Here is a 15,944-nt window from a genome sequence, read left to right on the forward strand (position 1 = left end):
CGCCATGAGCCAGGCACTTCAGGATCTCCTCGATCTGCTCGACCTGGAGCAGATCGAGGAGAACATCTTCCGCGGCCAGTCCCGCTCCGCCGTCGTACCCAGGGTCTTCGGCGGGCAGGTCGCGGCGCAGGCGATGGTCGCCGCGGGGCGGACGGTCCCCGCCGACCGGCCGGCCCACTCCCTGCACGCCTACTTCCTGCGCCCCGGTGACCCGGGTGCGCCGATCGTCTACACCGTGGACCGCATCCGTGACGGGCGGTCCTTCACCACCCGCCGCGTGGTCGCCGTCCAGCACGGCAAGCCCATCTTCCACCTGTCGGCGTCCTTCCAGACGTACGAGGAAGGGCTCGACCACCAGGCGCCGATGCCGGCCGCCCCGGACCCGGCGAGCCTGCCGACATCCCAGGAGCGGCTGCGCGACTACGGCCACCTCGCGCCCGACGTCGTCGAGCGGTTCCTTCAGGCCCGCGAGGCGATCGACCTGCGGTACGTGGACGAGCCGCCGTACGGGCAGTTCGGCGAGCCGCGGGAGCCGCACTCGCAGGTGTGGTTCCGCACCAACGGCAAACTCGACGACGACCCCCTGCTGCACGTCGTCCTCGCCACCTACGTCTCCGACATGACCCTGCTCGACTCCGTGCTGCTCGCCCACGGGCGCGGCGGCTGGGCGGTCGGCGACGTCGTGGGCGCCTCCCTGGACCACGCGATGTGGTTCCACCGCCCCTTCCGCGCCGACGAATGGCTCCTCTACGACCAGGAGTCCCCGTCCGCTCACGGCGGCCGTGGCCTCGGTCAGGCCCGCATCCACACCCAGGACGGCCGCCTCGCCGTCTCGGTGATCCAGGAGGGCGTGGTCCGCGTCCCGCGCTGAAAGTGACGTGGGTGCCGTTCGAGATGACGAGTGACGCAAGCGGGATTAGGCTCTTGGAGTGAAAGCCGCAGTGAGCGGCATCCTCGGTCGGCGAGGCCCCGGAACCGCGGGATCTCAGCCGCAGCATCCGCTGACGTGATCACGTACGGGTGGGCTGCAGGCGCCGGCGTCGGTGGCATCCGCTTCGCTCAAGTCCTGCGGTGGCCCCTCAAGACCGTGCCGCACTCCCACGTTTCGCAGCGGCGACGGCCATCCACCTCGCTCCTGCCCCGCAGGGAACCGCGAGAGACGATGGAGATGGAAGGTATTCCCATGCGATCACAGCGCACGAGGCGTCTTGTCGCCATGTCCGCCACTGGCCTGTTGCTGGCCGGCGGAGCCGCGATCGGAACGGCAGGTGCCGCCTCCGCCTCGGACTACGGCAACTCGCACAGTTCCTACAGCGACAGTTACGGGAACGGTCACCACGGCGACAGCTGGTGGGGCGACGACGATGACGACGACGACTACGGCTGGGGCGGCGGCGACTACGGCGGCGACTACGGCGGCGACCACGGCGGTTACGGCGGCGGTGACCACGGCGGTTACGGCGGTGGCGACCACGGCGGTTACGGCGGTGGCGACCACGGTGGCGGCGGCGGTCACGGCGGTGGCGGTGGCCACGGCGGTGGCGGCGGTCACGGTGGTGGCGGTCACTGACCCGACCGGCGACTGACCACGATGTGCGGCCTCACCGGGGCCGCACATCTCTGTTGCCGCCGTGTCAGGCCAGACCGGCCTCGGCCAGCAGATACGCCGTCAGCGGGTCGTAGTGGCGCGGGCTGACCACATGGTCGTCGAGGGGTACGACCACCTGGACGGTGCCCTCGGACTCGGCGAGGAACAGCGCCGGGTCGTTGCAGTCGGCATACCCGACGGAGTCGACGCCGTGCTGTCCCGCGTACCCGGCCCAGCCGTGGTCGGCCACGACCAGGTCCGGCAGCGGGCGCCCCTCGCGCTCAAGGCCCGTCAGAACGGCCCGCATCGGCTCCCCGGAGTGGGTGTGCCACAACGTCGCCCCGTGCTCCAGCACGGCCACGTCCGCGAACTGCATGACGTACCCCTCGTCCGTCTGCAGCCCCTCGGGGATGACGACGATCTCGCAGCCGGCGGCCCGCAGCGCCTCCGCCGTGGCCCGGTGCACGTCCAGCAGGCCGCCCGGGTGACCGGTCGCGAACAGCACTCGCTGACGCCCCTCGGCCGCCTTGCGCAGCCGCGCCGCCATGCGGTCCAGCGCGTCCACGGTCAGCTCGGGGTCGATCGTGTCCTGCCCGTACCGGTGGCCGGGGTCGTCGCTGACGCCCACCCGCTCGGCCATGACCGCGAGCACGTCCTGCTCGTCCGTCCAGCGGTCGCCCAGCTCCAGGCCGAGCCAGAAGTTGCGGACCCCGTTGGCGAGCTGGCGGTAGTGGGAGAGGTTGTTCTCGCGGGGGGTGGCGACGTCCCCCGCGATACGGGTCCTCACCAGGTGGTCGACGAGCTGGGCGCGGCTGGGTGTCCCGGATATCGGCATGCCTTCCATTGTGGGGCAGCGCGCCGCGGGCGTCCTCGGCATATCGCACCCTGGGACGGTCGTCACCGGGGGCCCGCCCGGCCGTGCCGTGGTGCCGTCGCGGCGCGAACCACCGCTGGAGCGGCCCGCACCGGGCCGTCACCCGGTCGTGCCGTCAGCCCTGCCGCAGCGCGAACCACAGCTCCATGCGCACGTCCGCGTCGTCCAGGTCCCTGTCCAACAGGGCGGCGCAGCGGGCGATCCGCTGCCGCACGGTGTTGCGGTGCACGTCCAGCGCCACCGCGGTGCGGTCCCAACTGCCGTGCAGCGAAAGCCAGGTGCGCAGGGTCTCGGCGAGCGCGGCCTGTCCCGCGAGGGGCGCCAGCAGCGTGCGGGCATGCGTCTCGGCGTCCGCCCGCTGCACCAGGTCCGCCAGCGCCGGCCGGGCCGCGTGCCGGACCAGCGGGGCGCGGGTGGCGCGGGCGCGGGCGAGGGCGCGCTCGGCCTGGGTGTCGGCGGCGGGCCAGTCGTGCGGCGCCACGGCGGCACTCACCCCGAGCGTCCAGCCGGGCTGCGGCTCCGGCTCCCGTCCGGCCGGCACCAGCACCCGTACGACGTCATGGTCGAGGTCGACCAGCGGCGAGCCCAGGGCCGCGCCGAGGGCGGAGGCGGCGACGGCGTCATGGGGATCGCCCCCGAGTGAGCGGGGCCGGGCGCCCGGCGGGCCCTGGGCCTCCGGCCGCGCGTGCACCACGAGCCACCGGTCGGCGCCGAGCAGGGGGGCCACCTGCTCGGGCGGGGCGCCCAGCAACAGCCGTACCAGGGCGGAGGAGCGGGCGGCGCCGCCGCCGCTCTGGTGCGCACCGGTCAGCAGTGACAGCAGTACGGCGGCGACCGAGGCGATGGTGTGGTCACCGGGCTCGCGGCGCGGGGTGGCCACACCGAGCACGAAGCCCTCACCGGCACCGAGGGCGTAGACGGCGAGGTGGGTGGTGCCGAGGGAGTCCGTGGCGGAGGCGGGCAGCGGCCGGGCGGCGGGAGGGGGCCCAGGGGGAGCGGGCGCGTGGGGAAGGGACGCGGAGGCGGCGGGCGCGTGGCGAGGAGCCGCGGGGGCGGCGGACGCCGGCCTGACCACTCCGGCCAGCTGCGCCAGCGCCGCCCGCACCTTCTCGGGTGTCTCCCGGCCGGCCCCCGCGACGCCCGTGCCGTCGGGCCCGTACAGGACCGCGCGGCCACCGAGACGCTGGGCCAGCTGGCGCAGCACCGAGGGAACCGGATCCGGACGGGAAGCGGCCGCCGCGAGGCTCTGCTGGGCCTCCGTGACGCGGCGCAGCTCCGCCAGGCGGGCCTGGGCCATCAGCTGCCACACCGCGCGCGCCACCCCGGAGAAGGTGGTCTGCGGCGGCACCTCCAGCAGGGGCAGGCCGTGCGCGTCGCAGGCGGCGATCAGGGCGGCCGGCACCGTGTCGTGCACCGGCGCCAGCCCGAAGCCGAGGGCCGCGCCGCCGGCCGCCACGATCCGGGAGACGTAGCCGTCGAAGTAGCCGTGGCCGCCGGACCCCTGCTCCCGCTCCGCCCCCGGCCGCGCTCCCGGTTCCCGCTCAGGACCCCCCGCCGGCTCCTGTCCCGGCTCCCGCTCCGGATCCCGCCCCTGCCCCGGATCCCGCTCCGGATCGCCCCCCGCTCCCGCTGGGACGTGCACCCCGGCCGTCAGGAGCAGCTCGCCGCCCAGCAGGTACGGGTACGGGTCGGCCATCTCCGAGGTGTGCGCCCAGTGGATCACCGTGCCCCGGTCCGTGGGGCCCGCGATCTGGCGCATCCCCAGGTCCTCCCGGGCCAGCAGGGCCGAGAGCGCGATGGGTGGGGTCGGTGGGACTGCTGGGGCGATCGTCTCCGGCATGATGTGCGATTCCTCCATCCCGCCCTGTTCATATGGATGAAACGTACTCTTCGCAGTCGCTTTCCGGCCACCTAGTGTCGACACGGAACGGCAGCCGCGGGTACGGGCGGATGTCCCCGCGATCCGCTGCCGTCACCCCCTCTCCGGAGGGACCCACGTCTTTGCACGACACGCCACCGACCGTGAGCGAAGGAGGGCCGCCCCATGGCCGTCGACTACACAGTGATCGTCGTCTATCTCGTCGGCATGCTGGCCATGGGCTGGTGGGGCATGCGGCGGGCCAGGTCCAAGAGCGAGTTCCTGGTCGCCGGCCGCCGTCTCGGCCCGGCCATGTACTCCGGCACCATGGCGGCGATCGTCCTCGGCGGCGCGTCCACGATCGGCGGCGTGGGCCTCGGATACCGGTACGGCCTCTCCGGCGCCTGGATGGTCTTCACCATCGGCCTCGGCCTGCTGGCCCTCTCGGTCTTCTTCTCCGCCCGCATCGCCCGGCTGAAGGTCTACACCGTCTCCGAGATGCTCGACCTGCGCTACGGCGGCCGGGCGGGCGTGATCTCGGGCGTGGTCATGTGGGCCTACACCCTCATGCTCGCGGTGACCTCAACGATCGCCTACGCCACGATCTTCGACGTCCTGTTCGACGTGAACCGCACGGTGGCGATCGTCATCGGCGGCGCGATCGTCGTCGCGTACTCCACCCTCGGCGGCATGTGGTCCATCACGCTGACGGACATGGTCCAGTTCGTGGTGAAGACCATCGGCGTGCTGCTGCTCCTGCTGCCGATCGCGGTCGTCAAGGCCGGCGGTTTCTCGGAGATGAAGGCGAAGCTGCCGACCGAGTACTTCGACCCGCTGGGCATCGGCGGCGAGACGATCTTCACGTACGTCCTGATCTACACGTTCGGCATGCTGATCGGCCAGGACATCTGGCAGCGCGTGTTCACCGCCCGCAGCGACCGGACCGCCCGGTGGGGCGGCACGGTCGCCGGCACCTACTGCCTGGTCTACGCGCTCGCCGGTGCGGTGATCGGCACGGCCGCCAGGGTGCTCTACCCCAAGCTGGGCAGCCCGGACGACGCCTTCGCCACCATCGTCAAGGACGAACTCCCCGTCGGCGTGCGCGGACTGGTCCTGGCCGCAGCCCTCGCCGCCGTGATGTCCACCTCCTCGGGCGCCCTGATCGCCTGCGCCACCGTCGCCAACAACGACATCTGGTCCCGGCTGCGCGGTGCCGTCCGGCGCGACGGCGGCGAGCAGCACGACGAGGTCGCGGGCAACCGGGCGTTCATCCTGGTCATGGGCGTGGCGGTGATCGGCACCGCGATCGCGCTCAACAACGTGGTCGAGGCGCTGACGCTGGCCTACGACCTCCTCGTCGGCGGCCTGCTCGTGCCCATCCTCGGCGGCCTGCTGTGGAAGCGGGGCACCGCGCAGGGTGCTCTCGCCTCCGTGATCGTCGGCGGCCTCGCCGTGATCGGCCTGATGGCCGGCTACGGCATCCTCGCCAACGAGCCCGTCTACTACGGCCTGCTGGCCTCCCTCGTCGCCTACGTCGCCGTCTCCCTGGCGACCAGGCCCACCGACGAGTCGGTCCTCGCCACCTGGCGTGAGCGCCTGGCCGGACGGTCCCCCGAACTCCCGTCCGAACCGGTCCCGGCTCACCAGTAGAGTCATAGGGAAAGCAGTACATGCGCGATGAAGCGCAAGAAAGAAGGCATTTCACCATGAGCAGCAACGAGACGCCCCGCGGCCCCGTCGACTCCTCCCGCGTCCCGCGGTACGCCGGACCCGCGACCTTCGCCCGGCTGCCCCGCCTGGACGAGGTCGGCACCGCCGACGTCGCGGTCGTGGGCGTGCCGTTCGACTCCGGTGTCTCGTACCGGCCGGGCGCCCGCTTCGGCGGCAACGCCATCCGCGAGGCGTCCCGGCTGCTGCGCCCCTACAACCCGGCGCAGGACGCGTCCCCCTTCGCCCTCGCCCAGGTCGCGGACGGCGGCGACATCGCCGTGAACCCGTTCAACATCAACGAGGCCGTGGACACCATCGAGGCCGCCGCCGACGACCTGCTCGGCACCGGCGCCCGGCTGATGACCCTGGGCGGCGACCACACCATCGCCCTGCCGCTGCTGCGCTCGGTCGCCAGGAAGCACGGCCCGGTCGCCCTGCTCCACTTCGACGCGCACCTGGACACCTGGGACACCTACTTCGGCGCCGAGTACACCCACGGCACCCCGTTCCGCCGCGCGGTGGAGGAGGGCATCCTCGACACCGAGGCGCTCTCCCACGTCGGCACCCGCGGTCCGCTCTACGGCAAGCAGGACCTCACCGACGACGAGAAGATGGGCTTCGGCATCGTCACCTCGGCCGACGTCTACCGCCGGGGTGCCGACGAGGTCGCCGACCAGCTGCGCCAGCGCATCGGCGACCGCCCGCTGTACATCTCCATCGACATCGACTGCCTCGACCCGGCCCACGCGCCCGGCACCGGCACCCCGGAGGCCGGCGGCATGACCTCCCGCGAGCTGCTGGAGATCCTGCGCGGGCTGGCTTCCTGCAATCTGGTCTCGGCGGACGTCGTCGAGGTCGCTCCCGCGTACGACCACGCGGAGATCACCTCGGTCGCGGCCTCCCACACGGCCTACGAACTGACCACCATCATGAGCCGCCAGATCGCGGCGTCCCGCAACGCCTGACGCTCCTTACCTGACGTTTCCTAGGGGACCGAGAGCAGTGACTCACGACCACGACCTGGTACTCAGCCCGACGCCCGAGCAGACGCAGGCAGCGTTGAACCCGCCCCCCGGCCGCAACGGCGGAGACCTGGTCGTGGAGACCCTGGCCGGGCTGGGCGCGACGACCGTCTTCGGTCTGCCCGGCCAGCACGCCCTCGGCATGTTCGACGCCCTGCGCCGCTCCGCGCTGCGTTACATCGGCCTGCGGGTGGAGAACAACGCGGGCTTCGCGGCCGACGCGTACGGCAGGGTCACCGGCGAGGCGGCCCCGCTGCTGCTGTCGACCGGCCCCGGCGCCCTGACCTCGCTCGCCGCCCTCCAGGAGGCGGCGGCCGCCTCCGCCCCGGTCCTGGCGATCAGCAGCCAGATCCCGACGGCGGGCCTGGGCGGCGGCCGCCACGGCTACCTCCACGAACTCCCCGACCAGACGGCCTCGTTCCGGGGTGTCGTCAAGTCGGTCCACACCGTCCGCACCCAGTCCCAGATCCCGTCGGCGATCGCGGCGGCCTGGCGGTCGGCGCTGACCGCCCCGCACGGCCCGGTGTGGGTGGAGATCCCGCAGGACGTACTGCTCGCGGAGACGGCCCTGCCGGTGGTGACGGCGATGGACGCGACCCCGGACGACCTCGTCCCGCGCCCCGAACTGACGGCGGTGGCCGCCGACCTGCTGTCGAACGCGTCCCGCCCGGCGATCATCGCGGGCGGCGGGGTCGTACGCGCGGACGCCCCGGGCAAGCTCAGGGCGCTGGCCGAGCGGCTGAACGCGCCCGTCGTGACCACCTTCGGCGGCAAGGGCGCCTTCCCCTGGGAACATCCCCTCTCCCTGCAGTCCTGGCTGGAGGACCGTCACACCACCGACTTCCTGGAGGACGCGGACGTCCTGCTGGTGGTCGGCTCGGGTCTCGGTGAACTCTCCTCCAACTACCACACGTTCAAGCCCCGGGGCCGGGTCGTCCAGATCGAGGCGGACCTCGGCAAGCTGGAGTCCAACCACCCCGCCCTCGGCATCCACGCGGACGCCCGCCTGGCGCTCCAGGCCCTGCTGGAGACGGTGCGGGACCGGCCGGACGAGTCGGCGCGGGACCGGGTGCGGGACCTCCTCGCCAAGGTCGCGGACCGCATCTCCGGTCAGCGACTCACCCTGGAGCAGGACGTGCTGGCGTCGGTCCGCCGGGCCCTCCCGGCCGACTCGCCGTCCTTCTGGGACATGACGATCCTCGCCTACTGGGCCTGGTCGGCGTTCGATCCCCGGGGCGCGAACACCATGCACTCGGCCCAGGGCGCCGGCGGCCTCGGCTACGGCTTCCCGGCGGCACTGGGCGCGGCGGCGGCCGACCCGACGCGCCCGGTGCTGGCGGTGTCGGGTGACGGCGGTGCCCTGTACTCCATCGCCGAACTGGCCACGGCCCGCCAGTACGACCTCCCGGTCACCTGGCTCATCGTCGACGACGGCGGCTACGGCATCCTCCGCGAATACATGACGGACGCCTTCGGCCAGGCGACGGCCACGGAACTGACCCGCCCGGACTACGTGGCCCTGGCGGAGTCCTTCGGCGTACCGGGCGTCCGTACGACCCCGGAAACGCTGGAGCAGGACCTCACGAAGGCATTCTCGGCACCGGGCCCGTCGGTGGTCGTACTCCCGGCGGTGCTGCGGATGTTCGCACCCACGCACCTGGGGGAGTGACACACCCACCCGCCGGACGGCGGGACCCGGGGCGCCCCGAGCGGGGCCGGGAGTGGGACACGCCCTGATGGAGGATCACCATCACTGGTGCGAGCGAAGACGTGGGATGGGCGGGACCGGTCCCGCGCTGAGCCGTACCGGAAGGTGATCACGGGTTCGACGGTCCTGACCAGGCCGTTCGCATTCCGTCGCCCGCGATGGCCGGGGCGCCTCGCGTGGCTCATCGCCGTGTCGAACTCCCGTGGTGCGAACAGGCGTGCAACCTTTGGCCGCTCCGGCCCGTCGAACAAGTTGGCGCACAGGTGCGCCGAACGGCGTTCAGGGGGACGCCCGTTCGACTTTCAAGGGGGAACTTTCCATGACTTTCCGGACGCCCGGCCGGGCCGGCGCGCTCGCGGCCGCCGTCAGTGCCGCACTGCTCATACCGGCCGTCACCGCCGCCACCCCGGCTGCCGCGGCCACCCCGGCGGTGAGCTGTACGTCCGCCAAGGCGGGCCTCGCCGACAAGCTGACCAAGGACATCACGGCCGCTCTGAAGGGCCGCAAGGGCACGGTCGCCGTCGGCCTGTACGACCGCAGTACGAACACCACCTGCACCTTGCGCGCGACCAGCGCCTACGACTCGGCCAGCACCGTCAAGGTCACCGTGCTAGCCACGCTGCTGTGGGACGCGAAGAAGCACGGCCGGTACCTGACGAGCACCGAGACCAGGCTCGCCAAGGCCATGATCACCCAGTCGGACAACGACGCCACCAGCAAGCTGTGGAAGCAGCTGGGCCCGACGAAGATCAAGGGCTTCCTGGCCGCCGCCGGGATGACGAAGACCACGCCGGGCACGGGCGGTTACTGGGGCCTGACCCAGGAGAACGTCACCGACGAGCAGAAGCTGCTCAAGCTGATCACCGCCAAGAACGGCGTGCTCAGCGACAACTCCCGTGAGTACATCCAGAAGCTGATGGGCCAGGTCGTCTCCTCGCAGCGCTGGGGCACCCCGGCCGGTGCGCCGTCCTCCGTCTCCGTGCACGTCAAGAACGGCTGGCTGGAGCGCGCCACGCACGGCTGGCGTGTGCACAGCCTGGGTACGTTCAAGGGCGCCGGCCACGACTACATGATCAGCGTGCTGACGCAGGACAACAGCACCATGGGCTACGGCGTCACCACCATCCAGAACGTGGCCAAGGCCGTCCACAAGGACCTGGTGGCGACGAGGGCCGGTGTCACGCGCTACACCCCCACCAGCCGTCCGACCGAGGCCTTCGTGGCCGTACCGCCGCGGGGTTGACGGTCCGGCTCGGGAGCGCACCCGAGCCGTCCGTTCCGCCGTGGAGCCGACGGGCTCCACGGCGGCCATGGGCGGTCCCAGCCGCTTCACGGGTGCGGACAGGCCCTAGTCGGACGGCACCGTGAGGGCCACGGTGTCACCGCCCGTCACGGCGAACGTGCCCGACCGGCCGGCCGCGATCGAGTCGCTGTGCAGGACGGCGCCCGCCGGGGTCTTCTCCGTCAGGGTGAGGGTCCCGTTCGTGAGGTTGGTGACCGCGAACTGGGTGGCCCCGGCCTGGACGCCGTCGCTCTGCTCGGTGATGCCCGGAAGGAACAGGAAGGTCTGCAGGGTCACCAGGTTGCCCGTGCTGCCCTTCTGCAGAACCAGCACGTCCCCGGTGGCCGCTGCCGCCGGGGACGCCGTCGCCGCCATCGTCCCGAGCCCCGCCAGCAGTGCGAGGGCGGCCCCGATCGCGGCGCGATGTCTGCCCGTTCTCGTACCCATCGTCTTCCCCTCCCCGATAGTGCCCCGCCCCATGACCGGACGGCGGCGTGGCGCAGAGCCTCGCGGGGACGGCGGCGGTTGCGGAAGAGGCACGGGAGGGCGCACGAGGGCACAAGGACGGCGACCGGTGGCCGGCGGCCGGCGGATTTTTCCGGCAACTCGCCCGGCCGGCGGAGGTTTTCGGCCTTACGGCCATCCCCCTGATCATTCGAACTTGCGCCCTGCGAACATGCGTACAGCCGCCGCCGTCCCCGGTAGCCGGATCAGGCAGCCCGGAGACATGAAGGGCGGTGTTCACGGAACGCCCGTACGACGTTCAAGGGGGAAGCTCTTCATGACCCATCGGATATCCGGCCGGGCCGGCGCGCTCGCGGCCGCTCTCGGTGCCGCGGTGCTCGTGCCGGCCGTCACGGCCGCCACTCCGGCCGCCGCGGCGCCCACGCCCGCGCCCGCCGTCAGCTGTACGTCCGGCAAGGCGGGCCTCGCCGACAAGCTGACCAAGGACATCACCGCCGCCCTGAAGGACCGCAAGGGCACGGTCGCCGTCGGCCTGTACGACCGCGGTACGGACACCACCTGCACGCTGGGCGCCACCACCGCCTTCGACTCGGCCAGCACCGTCAAGGTCACCGTGCTCGCCACGCTGCTGTGGGACGCGAAGAAGACCGGCCGGTACCTGACCGACACCGAGGACACGCTCGCCAAGGCCATGATCACCCAGTCGGACAACGACGCCACCAGCAAGCTGTGGAAGCAGCTGGGCCTGACGAAGATCAAGGGCTTCCTGGCCGCCGCCGGGATGACGAAGACCACGCCGGGCGCCGACGGTTACTGGGGCCTGACCCAGGAGAACGTCACCGACGAGCAGAAGCTGCTCAAGCTGATCACCGCCAAGAACAGCGTGCTCAGTGACAACTCCCGTGCCTACATGCTGAAGTTGATGGGGCAGGTCGTCGCCGACCAGCGCTGGGGCACCCCGGCCGGCGCGCCGTCCACGGTCGCCGTGCACGTCAAGAACGGCTGGCTGGAGCGCGCCACGCACGGCTGGCGCGTGCACAGCCTGGGCACCTTCAACGGCGCCGGGCACGACTACATGATGAGTGTGCTGACGCAGGACAACAGCACCATGGACTACGGCGTCGCCACCATCCAGAGCGTGGCCGGGGCCATTCACAGGGACCTGGTCCCGACCACCCCCGGCACCAGGCGCTTCACCCCGACCAGCCGGCCCACCGAGGCGTTCGTCGCGGTACCCGCACGGGGCTGACCCGGCTTCGGCGGAGGGCCGGCCGAGCACTGGCGGAGGCTCGGCCGAGCCCTGGCGGAGGGCCGGCCGAGCGCCGGCGGGCCCGCACCGGTGCCGGCGGACGCACCGGGAGCGGGCCGGCACCCACCCGGGCGCCGCAGACATGCGCCGAGGGCGCCCGACCCCCTGAGGGCGGCCCACCCGGGGCGGGTTTCCGCGCACGGGCCGGCCCGGGCCCCCCCGCGCCGCCCCCGCGCGCGAACCGCTCGCGGGGATCCGCCCCGGCGCCGTGCCCGCGCACGGCCCGGCGCCGCACCCGCGATTGTTACAGCGGGATGAAATCGCACCCGCCGCGCGTTGGTGTCTACCGGTAGAGCAGGCAGAGCAGGTCCGGTCGACAGGAAGGCACCCGCGTGGCAGCGCAACGGGGATGGGCACGAAGGCTGGCCGGCTACGCCCGGCGGTACCCGAAGGACCTCGTCCTGGCCCTCGGCTCCTCCCTCGCCGGCATGGCCGTCCTCGCGATCGTCCCGCTGGTCACCAAGGTGATCATCGACGACGTGATCGGCGACCACAGCCGCGCCATGGCACCGTGGGCGGGCGCCCTGATAGCCGCGGCCCTGCTGGTCTACGCCCTGACCTACATACGCAGGTTCTACGGCGGCCGGCTCGCCCTCGACGTGCAGCACGACCTGCGGACCGAGATGTACGGCGCCATCACCCGGCTCGACGGCCGCCGGCAGGACGAGCTGTCCACCGGTCAGGTGATCGGCCGGGCCACCAGCGACCTCCAGCTGATCCAGGGTCTGCTCTTCATGCTCCCGATGACCATCGGGAACGTCCTGCTCTTCCTGATGTCCCTGGTGATCATGGCGTGGCTCTCGCTGCCGCTGACCCTGGTCGCGCTCGCCGTCGCGCCCGCGCTGGGCTGGATCGCCCGGCGCAGCCGGACCAAGCTGCACCCCGCCACCTGGTACGCGCAGGCCCAGGCCGCCGCGGTCGCGGGCGTGGTCGACGGCGCGGTGAGCGGGGTACGCGTGGTGAAGGGCTTCGGACAGGAGGAGCAGGAGACGGGCAAGCTGCGCGAGGTCGGCCGCCGTCTCTTCGCGGGCCGCCTGCGCACCATCCGCCTGAACAGCAGATACACCCCCGCCCTCCAGGCCGTGCCCGCGCTCGGCCAGGTCGCCATGCTGGCCCTCGGCGGCTGGCTCGCCGTACGCGGGCACATCACGCTCGGCACCTTCGTCGCCTTCTCCACCTACCTCGCCCAGCTCGTCGGGCCCGTCCGCATGCTGGCGGTGGTCCTCACGGTCGGCCAGCAGGCCCGCGCCGGCACCGAGCGCGTCCTGGAGCTGATCGACACCGAGCCGACGCTGCGGGAGGGCACGCGGGAACTGCCCGCCGACGCGCCGGCGACCGTCGAGTTCGACGACGTGTCCTTCTCGTACGACACGGGTCCCCAGGTCCTCGAAGGGCTCAGCTTCGAGATCCGGCCCGGCGAGACCCTCGCCGTCGTCGGCTCCTCCGGCTCCGGAAAGTCCACCCTCTCCCTGCTCCTGCCGCGCTTCTACGACGTCACGCACGGCGCGGTCCTGCTCGGCGGCCACGACGTGCGCGAGCTGACCCTGGACTCGCTGCGAGCCGCGATCGGCCTGGTCCCGGAGGACTCCTTCCTCTTCTCGGACACGGTCCGCGCCAACATCGCCTACGGCTGCCCGGACGCCGGCCAGGAGGAGATCGAGGCCGCCGCACGCGCCGCCCAGGCGGATCGTTTCATCGCCGAGCTGCCGGAGGGCTACGACACCAAGGTCGGCGAGCACGGCCTGACCCTCTCCGGCGGCCAGCGGCAGCGCCTCGCGCTCGCCCGAGCCCTGCTCACCGACCCGCGCCTGCTGGTGCTGGACGACGCGACCTCGGCGGTCGACGCCCGCGTCGAGCACGAGATCCACGAGGCGCTGAAGCACGTGATGCAGGGCCGTACGACCCTCCTCATCGCCCACCGCCGCTCCACGCTGAACCTGGCCGACCGCATCGCCGTGCTGGACGGCGGCCGGCTCGCCGACCTCGGCACCCACGAGGAACTCCAGGAGCGCTCGGCCCTCTACCGCCGTCTGCTGACCGACCCGGACGAGCTGGGCGGCGTCTCCCCGGGCCACACGAGCCCGCCCGCGCCGCAGGAGGACACCTCCGTCCGCGCGGAACTGGACGCCGAGTTCGACGCCGAGCGGGGCGTGACCCCCCGGCTGTGGACCGGCGACCGCGAGCCGAAGGACCAGGCGCTCGGCGGCAGCCCGGCCACTCCCGAACTCCTCGCCCAGGTGGCGGCGCTGCCCCCGGCCACCGACACCCCGGACGTGGACGAGGGCCGGGCGGTCCGCGCGGAGGACTCCTACGGTCTGCGCCGGCTGCTGCACGGCTTCGGCCGGCCCCTGCTGGTCAGCCTGCTGCTGGTCGGCGTGGACGCGGGCGCCGGCCTGCTGCTGCCGGTGCTGATCCGGCACGGCATCGACCAGGGCGTCAGCCGGACGGCCCTCGGCGCCGTGTGGGCGGCCTCGCTGCTCGGCCTGCTGACCGTCCTCCTCCAGTGGGCCGCGCAGACCGGCGAGACCCGGATGACCGGCCGGACCGGCGAGCGCGTGCTGTACTCGCTGCGGCTGAAGATCTTCGCCCAGCTCCAGCGGCTCGGCCTCGACTACTACGAGCGCGAGCTGACCGGCCGGATCATGACCCGGATGACGACGGACGTCGACGCGCTGTCGACGTTCCTGCAGACCGGCCTGGTCACGGCGTTCGTCTCCGTCGTCACCTTCTTCGGCATCATGGTCGCCCTGCTGGTGATCGACGTCCGGCTCGCCCTCGTGGTCTTCGCCACCCTGCCCCCGCTGATCGTGGCCACCTTCTTCTTCCGCCGGGCCAGCGTGAAGGCCTACGAACTCGCCCGCGAGCGGGTGTCGGTGGTGAACGCCGATCTGCAGGAGTCGGTGGCCGGGCTGCGGATCGTGCAGGCCTTCCGGCGGGAGCGGGACGGCGCGCGCCGGTTCGCCGAACGCAGCGACGCATACCGGGCCGCCCGCATCCGCGGACAGTGGCTGATATCGATCTACTTCCCGTTCGTCCAGCTGCTGTCCTCGGTCGCCGTGGCGGCCGTGCTGATCTCCGGCGCGGGCCGGGTGGAGGCGGCCACACTGACCACCGGCGCGCTGGTGGCGTACCTGCTCTACATCGACCTGTTCTTCGCACCCGTCCAGCAGCTCTCCCAGGTCTTCGACGGCTATCAGCAGGCCACGGTGTCGCTGGGCCGCATCCAGGAGCTGCTGCGCGAGCCGACGTCGACGAAGACCGCCGAGACGCCCCTCCGGGTCCGGTCCCTGCGCGGCGACCTCGCCTTCGAGGACGTGCGCTTCGCGTACGGGGACGACGAGGAGGCGCTCACCGGCATCAGCCTGACGGTCCCGGCGGGGCAGACGGTGGCGTTCGTCGGTGAGACGGGTGCCGGAAAGTCGACGGTGGTGAAGCTGGTGGCCCGGTTCTACGACCCCACCGGCGGCCGGGTCACGGTCGACGGCACCGATCTGCGCGCCCTCGACCTCACCTCGTACCGGCACCGGCTCGGGGTGGTCCCGCAGGAGGCCTACCTCTTCCCCGGCACGGTCCGCGACGCCATCGCCTACGGCCGTCCCGGCGCCACCGACGCCGAGGTGGAGGCCGCGGCCCGGGCGGTGGGCGCGCACGAGATGATCGCCACGCTCGAGGGCGGCTACCTGCACGAGGTCGCCGAGCGCGGCCGCAATCTCTCCGCCGGTCAGCGCCAGCTGATCGCGCTCGCCCGCGCCGAACTGGTCGACCCCGACGTCCTGCTCCTCGACGAGGCAACGGCCGCCCTCGACCTGGCCACGGAGGCCCAGGTCAACCAGGCCACCGACCGGCTGGCGGGCCGCCGCACCACCCTGGTGGTGGCCCACCGGCTGACCACCGCCGCCCGCGCCGACCGGGTGGTGGTGATGGACCACGGCCGGGTCGCGGAGGACGGCACCCACGAGGAGCTGCTGGCCCTCGGCGGCCGGTACGCCGAGCTGTGGCGGACCTTCGTGGGGCAGTCCGAGCCGGAGGAACCGGTCGGCGTGTCCGCCGCCGAGGCCTGACGCCCCGCGGCGGGGACCCGGCCGACGCGTGCCGCTGACGGTCGTGCAACCATCCGGCATACGCCGT

Annotated in this window: 11 protein-coding genes; 8 read left to right on the top strand and 3 right to left on the bottom strand. The window is 72.6% G+C overall.

Going from position 1 to position 15,944, the window contains the following annotated elements; translation table 11 throughout:
- Positions 1 to 4: 4 nt before the first annotated feature.
- Together tesB and ACGFT2_RS33365 are read left to right on the top strand one after the other, a co-directional pair.
- Positions 5 to 871, top strand: coding sequence for an acyl-CoA thioesterase II (gene tesB / locus ACGFT2_RS33360; protein WP_393285859.1), 867 nt, complete (start codon positions 5 to 7; stop codon positions 869 to 871).
- Between the two features lie 345 nt (positions 872 to 1,216).
- Positions 1,217 to 1,570, top strand: coding sequence for a hypothetical protein (locus ACGFT2_RS33365; protein ID WP_393285862.1), 354 nt, complete (start codon positions 1,217 to 1,219; stop codon positions 1,568 to 1,570).
- A 64-nt stretch (positions 1,571 to 1,634) separates the two neighbouring features.
- Here the strand turns inward: ACGFT2_RS33365 and ACGFT2_RS33370 are convergent, their stop codons facing one another.
- The gene (locus tag ACGFT2_RS33370) at positions 1,635 to 2,423 is read right to left on the bottom strand and encodes a phosphatase (protein WP_393285865.1); all 789 of its coding nucleotides are present in this window, start codon (positions 2,421 to 2,423) and stop codon (positions 1,635 to 1,637) included.
- A gap of 154 nt (positions 2,424 to 2,577) precedes the next feature.
- A complete protein-coding gene (locus ACGFT2_RS33375) occupies positions 2,578 to 4,320 on the bottom strand; it encodes a helix-turn-helix domain-containing protein (RefSeq protein WP_393285868.1) in 1,743 nt (580 codons plus the stop codon).
- Between the two features lie 186 nt (positions 4,321 to 4,506).
- Between ACGFT2_RS33375 and ACGFT2_RS33380 the strand changes: the two genes are divergently transcribed.
- The 4 genes from ACGFT2_RS33380 (at position 4,507) to ACGFT2_RS33395 (ending at position 10,003) form a co-directional block, all read left to right on the top strand.
- Positions 4,507 to 5,970, top strand: a complete 1,464-nt coding sequence (locus ACGFT2_RS33380; protein ID WP_393285871.1) for a sodium:solute symporter — start codon at positions 4,507 to 4,509, stop codon at positions 5,968 to 5,970.
- A 56-nt stretch (positions 5,971 to 6,026) separates the two neighbouring features.
- A complete protein-coding gene (gene speB / locus ACGFT2_RS33385; RefSeq protein WP_393285874.1) occupies positions 6,027 to 6,995 on the top strand; it encodes an agmatinase in 969 nt (322 codons plus the stop codon).
- A gap of 37 nt (positions 6,996 to 7,032) precedes the next feature.
- Positions 7,033 to 8,721, top strand: coding sequence for a thiamine pyrophosphate-binding protein (locus ACGFT2_RS33390; protein ID WP_393285877.1), 1,689 nt, complete (start codon positions 7,033 to 7,035; stop codon positions 8,719 to 8,721).
- Positions 8,722 to 9,079: 358 nt separating this feature from the next.
- Positions 9,080 to 10,003 carry a serine hydrolase gene (locus ACGFT2_RS33395; protein ID WP_393285880.1) on the top strand — a complete coding sequence of 308 codons (924 nt, stop codon included), beginning with the start codon at positions 9,080 to 9,082 and terminating at the stop codon, positions 10,001 to 10,003.
- A gap of 105 nt (positions 10,004 to 10,108) precedes the next feature.
- Here the strand turns inward: ACGFT2_RS33395 and ACGFT2_RS33400 are convergent, their stop codons facing one another.
- Positions 10,109 to 10,489, bottom strand: a complete 381-nt coding sequence (locus ACGFT2_RS33400; protein ID WP_393285883.1) for a hypothetical protein — start codon at positions 10,487 to 10,489, stop codon at positions 10,109 to 10,111.
- Between the two features lie 334 nt (positions 10,490 to 10,823).
- Here ACGFT2_RS33400 and ACGFT2_RS33405 point away from each other — a divergent pair, with 334 nt between their 5' ends.
- Positions 10,824 to 11,756, top strand: coding sequence for a serine hydrolase (locus ACGFT2_RS33405; RefSeq protein WP_393285886.1), 933 nt, complete (start codon positions 10,824 to 10,826; stop codon positions 11,754 to 11,756).
- Between the two features lie 392 nt (positions 11,757 to 12,148).
- Positions 12,149 to 15,877, top strand: a complete 3,729-nt coding sequence (locus ACGFT2_RS33410) for an ABC transporter ATP-binding protein (RefSeq protein WP_393285889.1) — start codon at positions 12,149 to 12,151, stop codon at positions 15,875 to 15,877.
- The last annotated feature ends 67 nt before the right edge of the window (positions 15,878 to 15,944 follow it).

Origin of the sequence: Streptomyces sp. NPDC048514 (genome assembly GCF_043199955.1) — a bacterium.
Lineage (GTDB): Bacteria > Actinomycetota > Actinomycetes > Streptomycetales > Streptomycetaceae > Streptomyces.

Coding starts and splice junctions, on each gene's coding strand:
- tesB (WP_393285859.1), top strand. CDS start 5: ATGAGCCAGGCACTTCAGGATCTCCTCGATCTGCTCGACCTGGAGCAG.
- ACGFT2_RS33365 (WP_393285862.1), top strand. CDS start 1,217: ATGTCCGCCACTGGCCTGTTGCTGGCCGGCGGAGCCGCGATCGGAACG.
- ACGFT2_RS33370 (WP_393285865.1), bottom strand. CDS start 2,423: ATGCCGATATCCGGGACACCCAGCCGCGCCCAGCTCGTCGACCACCTG.
- ACGFT2_RS33375 (WP_393285868.1), bottom strand. CDS start 4,320: ATGGAGGAATCGCACATCATGCCGGAGACGATCGCCCCAGCAGTCCCA.
- ACGFT2_RS33380 (WP_393285871.1), top strand. CDS start 4,507: ATGGCCGTCGACTACACAGTGATCGTCGTCTATCTCGTCGGCATGCTG.
- speB (WP_393285874.1), top strand. CDS start 6,027: ATGAGCAGCAACGAGACGCCCCGCGGCCCCGTCGACTCCTCCCGCGTC.
- ACGFT2_RS33395 (WP_393285880.1), top strand. CDS start 9,080: ATGACTTTCCGGACGCCCGGCCGGGCCGGCGCGCTCGCGGCCGCCGTC.
- ACGFT2_RS33400 (WP_393285883.1), bottom strand. CDS start 10,489: ATGGGTACGAGAACGGGCAGACATCGCGCCGCGATCGGGGCCGCCCTC.
- ACGFT2_RS33405 (WP_393285886.1), top strand. CDS start 10,824: ATGACCCATCGGATATCCGGCCGGGCCGGCGCGCTCGCGGCCGCTCTC.